General features: G+C 70.6%; 18 protein-coding genes. 14 read left to right on the plus strand and 4 right to left on the minus strand.

Annotated features, from left to right (window positions below; genetic code table 11):
- Window positions 1–65 precede the first annotated feature (65 nt).
- The 4 genes from IEY36_RS04985 (at window position 66) to IEY36_RS05000 (ending at window position 3562) form a co-directional block, all read left to right on the plus strand.
- Window positions 66–776 (plus strand): vWA domain-containing protein, encoded by a 711-nt coding sequence (locus IEY36_RS04985; RefSeq protein ID WP_188965816.1) that lies wholly within the window; start codon window positions 66–68, stop codon window positions 774–776.
- The gene (locus tag IEY36_RS04990) at window positions 773–1462 is read left to right on the plus strand and encodes a J domain-containing protein (protein ID WP_188965817.1); all 690 of its coding nucleotides are present in this window, start codon (window positions 773–775) and stop codon (window positions 1460–1462) included. The genes IEY36_RS04985 and IEY36_RS04990 overlap by 4 nt, the downstream gene beginning before the upstream one ends.
- A 435-nt stretch (window positions 1463–1897) precedes the next feature.
- The gene (locus IEY36_RS04995; protein WP_188965818.1) at window positions 1898–3013 is read left to right on the plus strand and encodes a THUMP domain-containing class I SAM-dependent RNA methyltransferase; all 1116 of its coding nucleotides are present in this window, start codon (window positions 1898–1900) and stop codon (window positions 3011–3013) included.
- A gap of 132 nt (window positions 3014–3145) precedes the next feature.
- Window positions 3146–3562 carry an META domain-containing protein gene (locus IEY36_RS05000; RefSeq protein ID WP_188965819.1) on the plus strand — a complete coding sequence of 139 codons (417 nt, stop codon included), beginning with the start codon at window positions 3146–3148 and terminating at the stop codon, window positions 3560–3562.
- Between the two features lie 40 nt (window positions 3563–3602).
- On the opposite strand, the gene IEY36_RS05005 is transcribed toward IEY36_RS05000, so the two are convergent.
- On the minus strand, window positions 3603–3860 hold the full coding sequence (locus tag IEY36_RS05005) for a hypothetical protein (protein ID WP_188965820.1): 258 nt from the start codon (window positions 3858–3860) through the stop codon (window positions 3603–3605).
- Window positions 3861–3967: 107 nt separating this feature from the next.
- Between IEY36_RS05005 and IEY36_RS05010 the strand changes: the two genes are divergently transcribed.
- On the plus strand, window positions 3968–4921 hold the full coding sequence (locus tag IEY36_RS05010) for a hypothetical protein (protein ID WP_188965821.1): 954 nt from the start codon (window positions 3968–3970) through the stop codon (window positions 4919–4921).
- A gap of 227 nt (window positions 4922–5148) precedes the next feature.
- Here IEY36_RS05010 and IEY36_RS05015 read toward each other — a convergent pair whose 3' ends face one another.
- Together IEY36_RS05015 and aroB are read right to left on the minus strand one after the other, a co-directional pair.
- On the minus strand, window positions 5149–5715 hold the full coding sequence (locus IEY36_RS05015) for a DUF2889 domain-containing protein (RefSeq protein ID WP_188965822.1): 567 nt from the start codon (window positions 5713–5715) through the stop codon (window positions 5149–5151).
- 360 nt (window positions 5716–6075) lie between these two features.
- Complete coding sequence (aroB, locus tag IEY36_RS05020; RefSeq protein ID WP_188965823.1) at window positions 6076–7857, minus strand: 3-dehydroquinate synthase; 1782 nt, start codon at window positions 7855–7857, stop codon at window positions 6076–6078.
- Between the two features lie 57 nt (window positions 7858–7914).
- On the opposite strand from aroB, the gene IEY36_RS05025 reads away from it, so the two are divergent.
- The 7 genes from IEY36_RS05025 to IEY36_RS05055 all read left to right on the plus strand — a co-directional run bounded on the left by IEY36_RS05025 (window position 7915) and on the right by IEY36_RS05055 (window position 14036).
- Complete coding sequence (locus tag IEY36_RS05025; protein WP_188965824.1) at window positions 7915–8064, plus strand: hypothetical protein; 150 nt, start codon at window positions 7915–7917, stop codon at window positions 8062–8064.
- 5 nt (window positions 8065–8069) lie between these two features.
- Window positions 8070–9005, plus strand: coding sequence for a tyrosine recombinase (locus tag IEY36_RS05030; protein WP_188965825.1), 936 nt, complete (start codon window positions 8070–8072; stop codon window positions 9003–9005).
- 312 nt (window positions 9006–9317) lie between these two features.
- Window positions 9318–10274, plus strand: coding sequence for an acetyl-CoA carboxylase carboxyltransferase subunit alpha (locus IEY36_RS05035; protein ID WP_188965826.1), 957 nt, complete (start codon window positions 9318–9320; stop codon window positions 10272–10274).
- Window positions 10275–10358: 84 nt separating this feature from the next.
- Window positions 10359–11849 carry an MFS transporter gene (locus tag IEY36_RS05040; protein WP_188965827.1) on the plus strand — a complete coding sequence of 497 codons (1491 nt, stop codon included), beginning with the start codon at window positions 10359–10361 and terminating at the stop codon, window positions 11847–11849.
- A gap of 144 nt (window positions 11850–11993) precedes the next feature.
- Window positions 11994–12806 carry a pyrroline-5-carboxylate reductase gene (gene proC / locus IEY36_RS05045; RefSeq protein WP_188965828.1) on the plus strand — a complete coding sequence of 271 codons (813 nt, stop codon included), beginning with the start codon at window positions 11994–11996 and terminating at the stop codon, window positions 12804–12806.
- A 25-nt stretch (window positions 12807–12831) separates the two neighbouring features.
- Window positions 12832–13440, plus strand: a complete 609-nt coding sequence (locus IEY36_RS05050; RefSeq protein ID WP_188965829.1) for a TetR family transcriptional regulator — start codon at window positions 12832–12834, stop codon at window positions 13438–13440.
- Between the two features lie 167 nt (window positions 13441–13607).
- Window positions 13608–14036, plus strand: coding sequence for a phasin family protein (locus tag IEY36_RS05055; RefSeq protein ID WP_229681139.1), 429 nt, complete (start codon window positions 13608–13610; stop codon window positions 14034–14036).
- A gap of 220 nt (window positions 14037–14256) precedes the next feature.
- Here IEY36_RS05055 and IEY36_RS05060 read toward each other — a convergent pair whose 3' ends face one another.
- A complete protein-coding gene (locus IEY36_RS05060; RefSeq protein WP_188965830.1) occupies window positions 14257–14601 on the minus strand; it encodes a hypothetical protein in 345 nt (114 codons plus the stop codon).
- Window positions 14602–14742: 141 nt separating this feature from the next.
- Here IEY36_RS05060 and IEY36_RS05065 point away from each other — a divergent pair, with 141 nt between their 5' ends.
- Window positions 14743–15675 (plus strand): ribose-phosphate pyrophosphokinase, encoded by a 933-nt coding sequence (locus IEY36_RS05065; RefSeq protein ID WP_188965831.1) that lies wholly within the window; start codon window positions 14743–14745, stop codon window positions 15673–15675.
- Window positions 15676–15956: 281 nt separating this feature from the next.
- Window positions 15957–16556, plus strand: coding sequence for a class I SAM-dependent methyltransferase (locus tag IEY36_RS05070; RefSeq protein WP_188965832.1), 600 nt, complete (start codon window positions 15957–15959; stop codon window positions 16554–16556).
- Window positions 16557–16566: the final 10 nt, after the last annotated feature.

The following is a 16566-nucleotide window of genomic DNA, read 5'->3' on the forward strand; positions in this document are numbered from 1 at the left end:
CCCCCTTGGCGTGGCGAGTGACGCATTTCACATGTTCGACAACGAATGCCACCATGGGATGCAGCATGCCTCGCCCCCCGACGCGTCCAGGCCCGAGTGCCGAAGTCGCCGCCTTCCTCGACAAGGTGGCCCGCATGCCGGCTGTCCGCGCCGCCAGCACCAGGCCCGGCCGGCTGGTCTTCGCCGTCGATGCCACCGCCTCCCGCCAACCGGCCTGGGACCGTGCCTGCGCGCTGACCGGGGAGATGTTCCTCGCCACCCGCGACCTCGGCGGGTTGGCCGTCTCGCTGGCCTATTGGCGCGGCTTCGGCGAGTTCGCCGCCACCCCCTTCCTGACCGACGGAGCGGAGCTGGCGCGGCGGATGTCCACCGTCACCTGCCTCGGCGGCAATACCCAAATCCTGCGCGCGCTGCGCCACGCATTGGCCGAGACGCAGCATGAGAAGGTCGGCGCCCTCGTCCTGGTCGGCGATGCGGTGGAGGAGGATATCGACGCGCTGTGCCAGGCCGCCGGCGAACTCGGCCTGCGCGGCACGCCCGTGTTCTGCTTCCACGAGGGCGGCAACGCCATCGCCGGCAATGCGTTCCGCCAGATCGCCAAGGTTTCGGGCGGGGCCTATGCGCCCTTCGATTCCTCGGCGGCCGGGACGCTGCGCGACCTGTTGCGCGCCGTCGCGGTCTTCGCCGCCGGCGGGCGCAGCGCGCTGGCCCGGCTCGGCGGGCCGGCCGCCGCGCGCATCGCCGGGCAATTACCGGCCCCGAAGGCAGCCCGATGACCTGGCTTGCCCTTGGCGGCCTGGCGCTGGTGGTGTTGATGATGGCGCTGAACGCCTTCGCCAACGCCCCGGTCCGCACCGTGAAGGCGGCGCTCGCCTGGATTGCCGGCGGGCTCGGCGTCGTGCTGCTCGCCGCGCTGCTGCTCAGCGGGCGCGGGTTGCAGGCGATCTGGTCCCTCGGCTTCTTCGCCCCGCTGCTGCTGCGGGCCTGGCAGTCCTGGCGGAGCGCCCGCACCTTCTCCCGTGGTGGGCAGGCCAGCCCCGGGCAGGAGACGCGGGTCGATACGGCGACGCTGGAGATGGTGTTGCACCACGACAGCGGGCGGATGACCGGCACGGTGAAACGCGGCGCCTTCGCCGGGACCGACCTCGCCGCGTTGTCGCTGCCGGACCTGCTGGGCCTGCGCGACGATTGCACGCGGGAGGACGCGGAAAGTATACCGCTGCTCGAAGCCTGGCTCGACCGCGCGCATCCCGACTGGCGGGAGGCCGCGCCGCCGACCGCCGATGGCCCGCTCGACCGGGCGGAAGCGCTGGCCGTATTGGGGTTGGCCGAGGGCGCGACCGAGGCGGAGATCAAGGCCGCACATCGGCGCCTGATGCGCGGCGCGCATCCGGACCAGGGGGGCAGCGCCTGGCTGGCGTCGCGGTTGAACGCGGCGCGGGACCTGTTGCTGGGGGAATGAGGGGAGCCGGGGGCTCATTGGCGCTGAGGTCGGAGGGGCGCTGCCCCTCCAAGCCACCCCGCCAAAGGCCCGAGGCCTTTGGAAACCGTTACCTGGCGCAGGGCATGACAGGCAGGACGGATACCCGAATGTACGCCCGTACCCGGCTCGGCGTTCATGAATGGGCGCACTCGTCGGGCCCAACGCCACGTATTGGTTTCCAAAGGCCCCGGGCCTTTGGTGGGGGAGGTCCGGAGGGGGCAAAGCCCTCTCCGGCTCCCACCGCCTCGCCGCGCAAGCTTCGCGCCCATGGGGCAAGGGCCCCGGCACGAGACGCCGCCATGGCTGTCCGTCGCCCGGGCTGGTAGAAGGCCCGGCGTCATTGTTGTTGCCCCGTCACTCTGGCGGACGGACAGAATTGCCGCTGCGACCATCGCTTCTTGACCCGCGGACACAATGACGAATACCCAGGATTTCGAGATCTTCCTCGCCACGGCGCCGGGCCTGGAGCCCGTGCTGCATGACGAGGTGCGCTTCAAGGGTTTCAAGCAGCCAAAGCAGGTGCCTGGTGGCGTCACCATCAGGGGCGGCTGGCCGGTCGTCTGGCGGGCCAATCTGTGGGTGCGCGGCGCCGGGCGTGTGCTCGCCCGCATCGCCTCCTTCCGCGTGGTGCATCTCGCGCAGCTCGATGACCTGGCCCACCGCGTGCCCTGGGCCGATGTGCTGCGGCCCGATGTGCCGTTCCGTGTCGAGGCCTCCTGCGCCGGGTCGCGCATCTATCACAGCGGCGCGGCGGCGCAGCGGATCGAGACCGCGATCCGCGACACACTCGGTGCGCCGTCCTCACCTGAGGCCGCCGTCGTGGTGATGGCGCGCATCGAGAACGATCTCTGCACCATCAGCATCGATACCTCGGGCGAGCCGTTGCACAAACGCGGCTACAAGGAGGCGGTCAATGCCGCGCCGATGCGCGAGACCATGGCCTCGCTGTTCCTGCGCCAATGTGGCTTCGACGGCAGCGAGCCGGTGCTCGACCCGATGTGCGGCTCCGGCACCTTCGTCATCGAGGCGGCGGAGATCGCCGCGCGGCTCAACCCCGGCCGGGCGCGTGCGTTCGCCTTCGAACTGCTCGCCACCTTCGATGCCGAGGCCTGGCAGACGATGCGCGCGGTCAAGAGCGCCCGCGTGCCGGCATGCCGCTTCTACGGCAGCGACCGCGATGCCGGGGCGGTCGAGATGAGCCGCGCCAATGCCGCCCGCGCCGGCGTCAGCGAGTTCACCGAATTCCGCCAGGCGACGATCAGCGAGATTGTCCCGCCCGAGGGGCCGCCGGGGCTGGTCATCGCCAACCCGCCCTATGGCAACCGGCTGGGCGACAGCAAGAAGCTCGCGCCGCTGTACCAAGCCTTCGGGCAGACGCTGATGACGCGCTTCAAGGGCTGGCGCATCGGGCTGATCGCCAATGAAGCGCGGCTGGCCCACATGACCGGCTTGCCCTTCCTGCCGAACGGGCCGCCGGTGCCGCATGGCGGACTGCGGGTTGCGCTGTACCAGACCGCGCCGCTGGCCTGACAGTCCTGGCGCGCCGCCTTGGCCCCGCCTCGCCGAGGGAGGCCGTCACGAAAGCCCGACAGGCCGCCGGCGGTCTCGACCTCGCCGGATCGCCGCCACGCCCTTGCCCCAACCATGGGCCAAGCTGCGCCCATGCCACTCTCGCGCCGCTCCGCCATGCTCGCCTGCCTCGCTCTTACCGCCGCGCCGGCGGCCTTCGCCCAGGCCCCTTCCAACCTTTCTGGCCACTGGCGTACCGACGCCATCGGCGCGGCGCGACTGCCCGCCACGCCGCACCCGGACATCACCTTCGGCGCCGAGGGCCGCGCCTATGGCAGCAGTGGCTGCAGCCGCTTCATGGGTGGCTTCACGCTGGACGGCGCCGCGCTGCGCTTCGACCCGATCGCCGGCACCCGCATGGCCTGCGAACCGCCGGCGATGGAGGTGGAACAGCGCTTCCTCGACGCCCTGGCCGCGGTGCGCGGCTGGCGGCTCGAGGGGCCGGCGCTGCTGCTAACCGATGGCACGGGCGCCACGGTGCTGCGCCTGCTGCGCGCCGAGGCTGGATGATGCTTGATTCTCGACACTCAGTCCTGTCATAGGAAATTTTTCAAGACCGCGATTGCCGCGCACGCCGCTCCCGCACCACGCGCAGCGCCTCGACCAGCACCTCACGGGTGATCGCCTGGGTGCTGAACAGCGCTTCCGCCTCGGCCGGACTGGCCGCCAGGGCCGGCCGCAGCATCAAGGTCCCGTTCTCGATCCAGGCTTCGAAGTGGCGCGGATCCTTCAGCGCCGCCCGCATCGCGCGACGCAGCGTGACCTGTCCCTGGGGCGAGACCTTGAGCAGAACCGGCACGGCGGGCATCGGCAAGTCTCCTTCCTGCGGGCGGGATATAAGACAAAAATCCTAATTCCGTCAAGAACCGCGTCGCGGCAAGGCTTCCTTCACCAAACCCTGCCTTGATGGCGCCCATGGCCACACCGTCGCGACGCGAGCCTCTGGCCGAGGTCCAGCCCTGGGACGCACAGGACAGCCTGTTGCGGCGCGTGGTCGCCTCCGGCCAGCGGCTGCTGCGCGGCTTCCAGGCGCCGGCCCTGTCCCCGGCCGTACCGAGCACGACCGTCCCGACGACCGCCGCGACACCGGCTGCCGAGGCATCACCCCACCGGCCGGCGGCTCCTTTCAGTCGCACCATCTGGACGGACCGGCTCTGGGGCGAGGGCATGGCCATGCCGGGCGGCGCGGAGGAAGTGCTGCGTCTGGCCGCCCTGTTGCCGCTCGCGCCCGCGCATACGGTGCTGCTGGCGGGGCTCGGCGCGCAATCGGCCGGCACGGTGATCTCCGGGGCGCGCGGTTGCTTCGTCGCCGCCCATGACCTGATCGTCCCAGGCGAGGCGGCACCGCGCCGCCGCAAGCCGCCCAAGCGTGTCACCGCTGCCGACTTTTCGCCCGACGCCCCGGAATTCCGCCCCGCCTATCACCAGCACGCGTTGCTGCTCGAACCCTTCCGGCACGGTGGCGCGCCCGAACGCCTGCTGCGGGCGACCGCCTCGGCCCTGCGCGACAGCGGCGAGGTCGTGCTGCTCGACCTCGTGGCGCGCGAACCCATCACCGAGGCGCGTTGGCTCAAGCTGGAGGACCGCCTCTCGCCGCCGGGCGAGACCGTCATGACCCGCGCCCTCGAAAAGTCTGGGTTTCGCGTCCATGTCGTCGAGGATGCCGGGGCTCGGCACCAACGGTCGGCTTTGCTCGGCTGGGCCGCGCTTCTCGAGGCGCTGCGCCATGAATCGGAACGCCCGACCCCACAGGCCGCCATTGCCCTGGTGACCGAGGCCGAGGCGTGGCTGCTCCGCCTGCGCCTGATGCAGCAAGGCCGGTTGCGGCTGCTGCGCTGGCACGCCACCATGATGCGCCGGCCAAGTTAGCGCCTGTTCGGATCAAGCGGCACCGGTCGCACGGCCGCCCGGCCACGCACGCCAGTGTCCTCGAATGTGTGGCAACTACCGGGCTGATCAAACGGCCTCTGAACGCGACCCGCGATCAGGCGGCTGGAGCGGTTTCCGTTCGCCCTGGCTCACGAAAACCGCTCCGTAGATTTGTCTTCACGAGCATCTTCACCCGATCAGGTGATTCCACCTGATCGGGATCTGCCCTACTCCGCCGCGTCCTGCACCAGCCACGGCCAGCGCATCTTCACCACCGGGGATGACGGCTCATAGGCCAGGCAGGTGCCGATGATGCGCGGCCTCTCCCGCACGCCGGTCACCCCCTCGCGCGCCAATTCCTTCTGCCGCCGCACCGGATACAGCGTCTGGTAGGCAACGGTGGCGATCTGGGCCAACATCTCCCGGATATGGGTGCAGCCGAGCACGCCACCCACCCGCTCCTGCACCGCCCGGTTGAAGCCCGGCCCGATCTTCAGCCCGGCCAGGCGCGCGAAATTCGGCGCTGCCTGCGGGCAGACGGCATAGGGCGTGTGGTCTGACGCCGCCTCGCAGTGATGGATCAACAGGTCGTCGTCGATGGTCAGGCGGATCCACATGCCGTGCAGCGGTGTGCCGGGGGCGAGGTAGCCCTTCTCCTCATTGTCGAAACCATAGGCCTTGGTGTCGAGTAGATGGCCCTCGATGTCGAACAGCCCATCGGCCCGGCGATAGCCGTGCATGTCGATCTGGCGGCGATGCAGGGGCTCGCGGTCGGCAGGGGCTGAAAGAGGCATGGTTCGTTCCGGTCTTGCTGCGACGCATCATATTGTCGCCGCGCAAGATCGGGAAACCCGCGACTGGCCAAGCACGGCGCGGGGCAGGCATGTCGGTGGGCGCCGGAGGCTCGACGGGCACACGGAGAGCGGCGCCGCCACGCTCCGGACTTCACCCCGCCACGGGTACCCATTGGCCCAACGGCCTTTGGAAACCTCGATTTGGCGCCGGCGTCACGGGCCAACCCGGCCCGAGGAAACCGCCGGGCCCGAAAGTGGGTCCAGGCATTCATCGCGCCAACGGCGCTCGACGCCGAAGATGGCATTCAAGAGGGCGTGGCCCGGTTGCGGGGTGGCTCGGAGGGGCGGCGCCCCTCCAACCTACCCGACCGCCCCCTCATCCCACAGCAGCGCCGTCACGGCCTCCGCGGGCACATCCGCGCTGGTGAACACATCCCCCGGCCCGCGCAGCAGCACGAAGCGCATCCTGCCATCGCGGTTCTTCTTGTCCTTCGCCATCCGCCCCATCAGCGCCTCCACGGTGAAGCGCCGGTCGAGATCGCCGATCCGCGCCGGCAACCCGCAGGCCGTCAGATGCGCGATGACCCGCGACGGCCATTCCTGGCTGCAATGCCCCAGCCGTGCCGAGATCGAGGCCGCCAGGCCCAGCCCGATCGCCACCGCCTCGCCATGCAGCAGCGTGCCGTCGAACCCCGCCTCGGCCTCCAGCGCATGACCGAAGGTGTGACCGAGATTGAGCAGCGCGCGGCCGCCCTCCACACTTTCCTCGCGCTCATCCGCGGCAACCACAGCCGCCTTCAGCCGGCAGGATTCCAGCACCGCATGGGTCAGCGCGCCAATGTCGCCAGCCACCGCGGCGGCGCCATGCGTCTCGCACCAGTCCCACAGCGGCCCCTGCAACAACCCGTGCTTGGCGACCTCGGCATAGCCGGCGCGCAGTTCACGGGCGGGCAGCGTCGCCAGCGTGTCGGTATCGGCCAGCACGATGCGCGGCTGGTGGAAAGCCCCGGCGAGGTTCTTGCCCGCGCGCAGATTCACCCCCGTCTTGCCGCCGACCGAGGAATCGACTTGGGCGAGCAGCGTCGTCGGCACCTGCACGAAGGGCACACCGCGCATCGCCACGGCGGCGGCGAAACCGGCCAAATCACCAACCACACCGCCGCCGAGCGCGACGACCGCCGTCCGCCGGTCCAGCCCGGCGCCGAGCATCTGCTCAAGCACATCCTGCAACCGCTCGAAGGCCTTGGAGCCCTCCCCGGGCGGCACGGCGATCTCGGCCAGCACGTGGAAGCCCGCCACCTCCAGGCCGGCGCGCAAGGCCGGCAGATGGATCGCGGCGACCGAGGCGTCGCTGACCACCACCACGCGCCGCGCCGGCAGCACCGGGGCAATCAGCCCGCCGGCGCGCGCCAGCAGCCCGGGCCCGATCACCACGTCATAGGCACGGTCGCCAAGGCCCACCGGCAGGCGCTGCGGCGGCTTCGCACCCTCCACGGCGTCCTGCACGCGGCGGGTGGTCACCTCGGGGCTTTCATCGGTGCAGGTCACGGTCAGGTCGGCCTCGGCATAGAAGGGGTGGCGCGTCGTCATCAGGCGCTGCAGCACCACGGCGGGGTCGGCATTGAGGAACATCGGCCGGTGTTCGCGCCCCGCCACGCGGCGCAGCAGGGTCGGCAATTCGCATTTCAGCCAGACGGTCACGGCGCCGGAGGATTTGATCGCCGCGCGTGTCGCCGGGTCGGCGAAGGCGCCGCCGCCGGTTGCCAGCACCAGCGGCGGGCCGGCCAGCAGGCGGGTGATCACCCGGCGCTCGCCAGCGCGGAAATGGGATTCGCCGTAGCGGGCGAAAATTTCCGTGATCGGCATGCCGGCGGCCGATTCGATCTCGGTATCCGCGTCGCGGAACGGCAGGCCGAAGCGCGCGGCGAGTCGCCGCCCGATCGCCGTCTTCCCGGCGCCAGGCATGCCAACCAGCACCACCGCCCGCTGCGGCGCGGACGGGGGCAGGACATTCGGGGGGTCTTCATCATGAAGATCGAGGGCGGAGTTGCGCGACACAGGGCCGGAGGCTAGAGCAATATCCGTTCGGATGAAATCGTCCCAACGAATTTCGGGCCCTGAAATATCCCGATTCTTGAGCATCTTATGTCCGTTGCCCTGGCAATCTGACGACTATCCGCAAGGGAGAAGCCGCGCCCGATGTCCCGCAGCCCATTCATCCTCATCCTGCTGCTGGTCCTGGGCGCCGTTGCCGTCGGGCTGCTGGCGCTCGGTGCCTTCCCGCCGAATGTGCCCCCCGAGCCGGTTCAGCGTACCATCCCGAACGAACGGTTCCAGTCGAGCCGCTGAGCGCCATGGCACGCCCCGACCGCGCCGTTCCGGGTGGTGGCGCGGCGGCGTCGCGCCATGTCGAGGCCTTCCTGGAAATGCTGGTCGCCGAACGTGGCGCGGCGCGCAACACGCTCGCCGCCTACCAGGCGGACCTCGATGACTTCGCCGGCTTTACCGCAGCGCGCGGCATCGCCATCCATGCCGCCGATGCCGATGCGCTGCGCGGCTGGGTGCGGCAGCTCGCCGGCGCCGGCTATGCCGCGCGCACCCAGGCGCGGCGCGTCTCCGCGATCCGCCAATTCCACCGCTTCCTGGCGCGCGAGGGCGTCCGCCCCGACGACCCGACCGAATTGCTCGAAAGCCCGCGCCTGCCGGCCAGCCTGCCCAAGGCGCTGAGCGAGGCCGAGATGGAGTCGCTGATCGCCGCCGCTGCGGCCCTGCCTGGCCGCAAGGGCCTGGTCGCCGCCGCCGCGGTCGAGCTGCTGTACTGTTCCGGCCTGCGCGCCAGTGAATTGGTCTCGCTGCCGGCCGGTGCGCTGCGTGCCGAGGAAGGGCTGGTCGCCGTGCGCGGCAAGGGCGGCAAGGAACGCCTGGTGCCCGTCTCGGCCCGCGCGCGGGACCTCGCGCTCGCCGCCCGCACCGAGGCGGCGGAACGGGCCGGGGCGAAGGGCGCGCGCTGGCTGTTTCCCTCCCGCGCCGCCTCGGGGCATTTGACGCGGCAATCGCTCGGGCTGCTGTTGAAGGACGTGGCACTGGCGGCCGGGACCGACCCGGAGCGGGTCAGCCCGCATGTGCTGCGGCATTCCTTCGCGTCGCATCTGCTCGGGCGGGGGGCGGATCTGCGAAGCCTGCAGGTGCTGCTGGGGCATGCGGATATCGCGACTACGCAGATTTATACGAAGGTGCTGGAAGGGCGGTTGAAGGCGCTGGTGGAGGCGCATCACCCGCTGGCGAGGTGAAAGAAAGGCCAGGAGGGGATTTGCCCCTCACGGACCCTCCCCACCAAAGGCCAAAGGGCCTCTGGACACCAAATACTTGGCATTGGGCACACGACATCCGGAGACCCGCCGTTGTGCACGGCGCGCGTGCCATCGGGCAGCCAGTCACCATAGCCCCGTGCCAACAGATGGCTTTCCCAATGACACTGTCATTTGGTGGGGTGGTTTGGTGGGGCAGAGCCCCTCCAACCTTCCACCCGGCCCCACCTCACGCCCTTCCCCGCACCCAGGGTCTCGCGCCCGCCCCCGAATTCCGCTAACCCCCGGCCCGCCATGCGCCATTTCCTGGATTTCGAAAAACCGATCGCCGAGCTCGAGGGCAAGATCGAGGAGCTGCGTCGCACCACCGACGCCGGCGGCATCGATGTTGCCGAGGAGGTCGGCCGGCTGCGCGACAAGGCGCAGGCCCTGCTCAAGGGCACCTATGCCAAGCTGACCCCGTGGCAGAAGGCGCAGGTCGCCCGCCACCCGGATCGCCCGCATTGTTCCGACTTCATCGCCGCGCTGATCGACGACTACACCCCGCTCGCCGGCGACCGCGCTTATGCCGATGACCAGGCGATCATCGGCGGCATGGGCCGCTTCCGCGGCCGTGCGGTGATGGTGCTGGGCACCGAGCGCGGCAATGACACCGAAAGCCGGGTGAAGCACAATTTCGGCATGGCGCGGCCCGAGGGCTACCGCAAGGCGCGCCGGCTGATGGAGCTGGCCGGCCGCTTCGGCCTGCCGATCCTGACCTTCGTCGACACCGCCGGCGCCTTTCCCGGCATCGATGCCGAGGCGCGCGGCCAGGCCGAGGCCATTGCGCGGTCGATCGAGGCCGGGCTCGACGCCCCGGTGCCCTTCATCGCCACCATCATCGGTGAGGGCGGGTCCGGCGGCGCCATCGCGCTCGCCGCGGCCGACCGCATCATCATGCTGGAGCACGCGATCTATTCGGTGATCAGCCCGGAAGGCTGCGCCTCCATCCTGTGGCGCGACGCCGCCCAAGCCTCCACGGCGGCCGAGGCACTCAAGCTGACCGCCGAGGATCTGCGCCGGCTGAACCTGGTCGATGCCACGGTGCCCGAACCCCTCGGCGGCGCGCATCGCGACGCGGCCGCGACGATTGCAGCACTTGGCGACAAGATCGCCGAACTGCTCGCCCCGCTGGTCGAGCTGGATGGCGCGACGTTGCGGGCGCGGCGGCAGGAGAAGTTCCTCGAAATGGGGCGCAGCGGGAGTCTGTAGCCCGTGCCGCGCCGCCCCGGGACTGGCGGGGCGAATGGACGGCTGGCGGCTTGCGGGTATCCTGCCCGCCCTCAATGAGCGCCCATGACCGCAGCCGCTGACCCCGACGCCATCGCCCTGCGCGACCGCTTCATGCGCGCCTTCCCGGCGGTCGCGCTGGTCATTTTCCTCTCCGCCGTCGACCAGACCATCGTCGCGACCGCGCTGCCCGCCATCGCCGCCAGCATGGGGGGTATCGAGCGCACCTCCTGGATCCTGGTCGCCTATCTGGTGGCCGCCACCTGCGCGGCGCCGGTCTTCGGGCAATTGGGCGACGTATTCGGCCGGCGCACCATGCTGTTCGGCGCGCTGGCGGTGTTCTTCGCCGGCTGCCTGGGCTGCGCGCTGTCAACGACGCTACCGGTGCTGGTCAGCGCGCGCATCGTGCAGGGATTCGGCGGCGGCGCGCTGCTGACCCTCGCCCAGGCGCTGATCGGCGAGGCGGTGCCGCCGCGCGACCGTGGCCGCTACCAGGCGCGCATCGCCGGTTCCTACGCCTTCGCCTCGGCCTTCGGGCCGGTCGCCGGCGGCTACCTGACCGAGGGCTTCGGCTGGCGCTCGGTGTTCCTGACGCTGCTGCCGCTGGCGGTGCTCTGCGCCGCGCTGGCGGTACGGCTGCCGCATGTCGAACCGGCGCGCCGGGGGGTGAGGCTGCGCTTCGACTGGAGCGGCCTCGGGCTGTTCGTGGTGATGGTGGCTTCGGCGCTGGTGGCGCTCGACCGGGCGCGACGGCTCGACCCGGCCTTGCTGCCGCTGGCTGGCGGGCTCGCCGTGCTGGCGTTGGTCGCCGGGGCGCTGCTGCTGCGGGTGGAGCGCGCGGCGCGCGACCCGCTGCTGCCGATCGCCGTCTTCGCCGAACCGTCGATCTGGCGTTCCTACGCGGTCTCGGCCTGCGTAGTGGGCGCACAGGTGGGCGTGGTCTCCTTCTTGCCGGTCTGGTTGCAGACGGTGCGCGGCCTGGCGCCGGGCCAGTCGGGGCTGATGTTGCTGGCGATGTCAGTGGGGGGTGCCTCGGGGGCCTTCTTCGCCGGGCGGATGGTGGCGCGCAGCGGCCATGGCATGCGCTGGCCGGCCATGCTCCTGCCGGTCGGCAGCGCGATCTGGGCGGGCCTCGCCGCCTACGCGCCGGACCTGCCGCTGACCGCCTTCGTCCCGCTGCTCGCCGCTGCCTCCTTCTGTTCGGGAAGTTCCTTCCCCGTGGTGCAGGTCACGGTTCAGACGGCGGCGGGGCGCGAGAGGCTTGGCGCCGCCTCGGCCGGGGTCGCCTTCTCGCGCAGTATCGGCGCGGCGACGGGCACGGCGCTGATCGCCGCCATCGTTTTCGCTGCCATCAGCCTGTCCGGCCCGGGGACGGCGCCGGCCTTCCAACGTCTGGTGGCGGAGGGCTCGGGCTTCGTCGCCGCGATGGGGCCGGAAGCGGCGGCCGTGCTGCGCACCGAGTTGGCCGAGGCGTTCCGCATGCTGTTCGTCTGCGCCGCGGTGCTGACGGCGGCCGGTGCGGTCTTTGCCCGGCGCGTGCCATTGCAGCGGTTCTAGAGCGGCTTCCAATCAGCCTGCACCGGGTCGCATCCGACCGGATCCGGGATGACCGGCCTGGCGGGGGTGCGGGCCGGGGTGCCGCATCCGCCGGGTCGGAAACCGCTTCTAGCCGCCGGCCATCGACGCTCCTAGGGTATTGCCATGAACGAGACCCTCCCTGACCTCCTTCTGATCGGCTGTGGCAAGATGGGCGGCGCCATGCTGTCCGGCTGGCTCGAACGCGGCCTGTCGCGCGCCGTGGTGGTGGAGCCGTACGCGCCGGCCGCCGAGGCCTTCGCCGGGCGCGCCACCATCGTGCCGGACGCCGCCTCGATCCCCGCCGATTTCCGCCCCGCCGCGGTGATCCTCGCGATCAAGCCGCAGGAAGCGCCGGCCACGCTGCCCGCCTTCGCCCGCTTCGCGACCGGGGAGACACTGTTCGTCTCGATCATGGCCGGGCGCTCGGTCGCCTCGATGCGTGCCGCGCTCGGTGCGCAGGCAGCGGTGGTGCGCGCCATGCCGAACACCCCCGCCGCGGTGCGCCAGGGTTTCACCGCCGCCTTCCCCGCCGCCGGCGTGACGGAAAACCAGAAGGCCCTGGCCGATGCCCTGCTCCAGGCGGTGGGCGAGGTCGCCTGGGTCACCGAGGAGGACCAGATCAACCCGGTCACCGCCGTCTCGGGTGGTGGCCCGGCCTATGTCTTCCTGCTCGCCGAGGTGATGGAGAAGGCAGCGATCGAACAGGGCCTGCCGCCCGACCTCGCCCGGCGCATGGCGCGTGCGACCGTCGCCGGGTCCGGCGCGCTGCTCGCCGCCAGCACGCAGGATGCGGCGGACCTCCGCAAGGCCGTGACCAGCCCCAAGGGCACCACCGAACGCGCGCTCGCGGTGCTCATGGAGCCCGATGCTTGGCCGGCGGCGATGTCGAAGGCGATCCAGGCCGCGACCGATCGCGCCCGCGAACTGGCGGGTTGACCCCGTCACCCCATATGCTGCCCCCATGAGCGAGACCGAAGACGACACCGTGATCGCGGCGCTGTGGCGCGTCATCGCGGCGCATGGATGGTGCGGCCTGACCATGGGGCGCCTCGCGGCGGAGGCCGGCCTGCCGTTGTCGCTTCTGCGCGAACGCTTCCCCAGCCGGCTCGACCTGCTGGTGCTGCACGGCCGCGTGGTGGACCGGGCCGTGCTGGCCGGCACCATCCCCGGCCAGGGAGGCCTCGCGCGTGACCGGCTGTTCGACGTGCTGATGCGGCGGCTCGATGCCATGCAGTCGCATCGCACCGGCATCCTGCGCTTCCTGCGCGATGTGCCGCGCGACCCGGGGCTTGCCGCGCTGCTCGCCCCGCACTTGGCGCTGTCAATGCGCTGGATGCTGGATGCGGCCGAGGTCGAGGCCGATGCCGGGCTACGGCGCCTGCTGGCCCTTGGGCTGGTCGGCGTCTGGGGCGGTACGGTGCGCGCCTGGGCCGAGGATGACAGCGAGGATCTCGGCCACAGCATGGCCGCGCTCGACCGCCTGCTGGACCGTGCGGGGCAGGTCGCGCGGACCTTCCGGCTGTTGCCCGCCGAGGCGGCGCCGGCGGCGGAGGCCCCGGCCGAGGCCTGACCCGCCACGTGCCACGGGGCGCATCCGCGTCGGCGGCCTCAAGCCTTCGGGCCGCGCCCGTCCGACCGTGCAGGGCGTCATGGCCTGGAATGCATGACACATGCCGTTCATGATGCAGTGCGGCGAAATTGGGTCTAGGCTGTCTCCGCAACGCGCGGGAGCAGGCGATGTCTGACAAATTCGGTTTCAAGCCCGATTTCGACATGATGAAGACGCTCGGGGAGTTCCGCATGCCGGCGCTGCCCAACATGGAAGCGCTGGCGGCCGCCCAGCGACGCAATATCGAGGCGCTGTCCACCGCCAACCGCGTCGCGCTGGAAGGCGCGCAGGCGGTCGCGCGGCGGCACATGGAGATCATGCAGAACTCGGTCACCGAGATGACCGAGATGATGAAGGCCTTCTCCACCGCCGATGCCCCGCAGGACAAGGCGTCCAAGCAGGCCGAGATCGCCAAGCTCACCTATGAGAAGGCGGTGGGCAACCTGCAGGAGATCGCCGACCTCATCCAGAAGTCGAACGCCGAGGCGCTCTCCGTGCTGAACAAGCGCTTCGCCGAGGCGATGGATGAGGTGAAGGGCCTCGTCACAAAGGGCTGAATGCCCGGCCGGCATGTGCAGCACGGCGCGTGCCGGCAGCGTCATGGCAGCCATTTCGGGTCGGGCATCGCCGCCGGTACGGCGGCGCCTATCCGCACGGCAGCTGTCCTACCGGTCGGGCACTGGCCCAGTGCCGCGGCCGACAAGGCGCCCCTGCGCGTCATTGCGGCGCCAGCCGTCGCCGCTGCGCTCGATGCGCCCGGTGCTGCGGCCCGAGGAATCATGAGGAATCATACAGCCGCGCACGATCCCCCGACCATTCCGTGCGCCCCACCGAACGCCCCGATGAATCATAGTGGCGCAGCGTATCGCCGCGCTGTTCGCTGCGGCCCTGCGACCGGCCGGCCGCGTCGTAGCGGCGCGTGGTGTCGCGCCGCGTCTCGGTCCGTCCGGTGAGCCGGCCCGCGGCGTCGTATTGCCGCTGGGTTCCCTGCCCTTCGGCCCGGCCAACGGAACGGCCCGACGAGTCGTATTGCCGGCCCACCTGCGCCGCGACGCCGCCCGGCGCGGTGACCAGCGCGGCCAGCACCAGGAAATAGGCGAAGCGGTTGATGGTGGCGGGCATGAAGGGTCCTCCGTCCCAACAAAGTCGCGTCAGGCTGCGGCGGAGATATGGCCATCTGATTTACACAATCGCGTCACGTTGCTACCAACCGCCCGCCCTTCTGCCACCGTCGCCTCCGCGGCGCCCGGAGCCCCCCCGGCCATGAAAATTGTCGCCTGCAACAGCAACCGGCCGCTGGCCGAGGCGGTCGCCGCCGCCTGCGGAATACCGCTGACCAACGCCTCGGTCCGCCGTTTCGCCGATATGGAGGTGTTCGTGGAGATCCACGAGAACATCCGCGGCGAGGATGTCTTCGTGGTGCAGTCCACCAGCTACCCGGCGAATGACAACCTGCTCGAACTGCTGATCACCCTTGATGCGCTGAAGCGGTCCTCCGCGCGGCGCATCACGGCGGTGATCCCGTATTTTGGCTATGCCCGGCAGGATCGGAAATCCGGTCCCCGCACGCCGATCAGCGCCAAGCTGGTGGCCAACCTGATCACCGCCGCGGGCGCCAACCGCGTGCTGACGATGGATCTGCACGCCGCGCAGATCCAGGGCTTCTTCGACATCCCGGTCGACAACCTCTTTGCCGCGCCGCTGTTCTCGCGCGACATCCAGGAACGCTACGCCGGCCGCGAATTGATGATCGTCTCGCCCGACGTCGGCGGCGTGGTGCGTGCGCGCGCGATCGCGGCACGGCTTGGCGTCGATCTTGCCATCATCGACAAGCGGCGCCCGCGCGCCGGCGTGTCGGAAGTGATGAACGTGATCGGCGAGGTCGAAGGCCGCCACTGCCTGCTGGTCGATGACATCGTCGATTCCGGCGGTACGCTGTGCAACGCCGCCGAGGCGCTGCTGAAGAACGGCGCGCAGTCGGTCGGCGTCTATGTGACGCATGGCGTCTTCTCGGGCGGCGCCGTCGCGCGGATCGGCGCCGCACCGATTGAGATGATGACGGTGACCGACTCGATCCAGGCGACCGAGGCGGTGCGCGTCTCGCGCAACCTGCGCCAGCTCACCATCGCGCCGCTGCTCGCCGAGGCGATGAAGCGGATCAGCGAGGAATCGTCGGTCTCGTCGCTGTTCAACTGAGCCGGATCGGCGGGCGCCGCTTCTGCGTGCCGCAACAAGGTTTGGAGGGGCTCTGCCCCTCCAAACCACCCCGCGAAATGACAGTGTCATTTAGAATGCCATGTTTGGCACGGGCATCATCGGCATGCTGCCCCCGCGTCGCACGCACCCTGCGCCAAGGCATTGATGCCGAGCATCAGGTATTGGTGTCCCGACGCCCATAGGCCTTTGATGGGGAGAGCCCGAGAGCGGCAAAGCCCATCTCGTCCGGGCAGCCTCCATCACCCCATCCCACGCGCGCCATGAACCCAGCCGACACCATCATCGACCTCTACACCCGCCACGGCCTCGCCTGGGTTGCCATGCGCGGCACCGCGGCCGCCGAAGGCGCCTGGCCTGCCCGCTTCATGGCCCTGCTGCCACCGGGCGGAACTGTGCTCGACCTCGGCTGCGGCGGTGGCGAGCCGATCGCCGGCACGCTGGTCCGCGCCGGCCACCCGGTCACCGGCCTCGATGCCTCCCCGCCGCTGCTCGCCCTCGCGCGCGAACGCCACCCGGCACAGCAATGGATCCTCGGCGACATGCGCGAACTCGCGCTCGGCCGGACCTTCGACGGGCTGGTCGCCTGGGACAGTTTCTTCCACCTCGACCATGACGCGCAGCGCGCCATGTTCCCCCGCTTCGCCGCCCATGCCGCGCCGCGCGCCGCGCTGATGTTCACCTCGGGCCCGTCGCATGGCATCGCGCTGGGAAGCTTCGCCGACGAGACGTTGTTTCATGCGAGCCTCGACCCGGCGGAATACCGCGCCCTACTGGCCGCGCAGGGATTCGCCGTGATGGATCATGTGCCCGAGGACCCGTCCTGTGGCGGCCGCACCGTATGGCTCGCCCAGCGCGGATGACCGCCTTGCC

This window comes from Neoroseomonas lacus (assembly GCF_014644535.1).
Taxonomy (GTDB): domain Bacteria; phylum Pseudomonadota; class Alphaproteobacteria; order Acetobacterales; family Acetobacteraceae; genus Neoroseomonas; species Neoroseomonas lacus.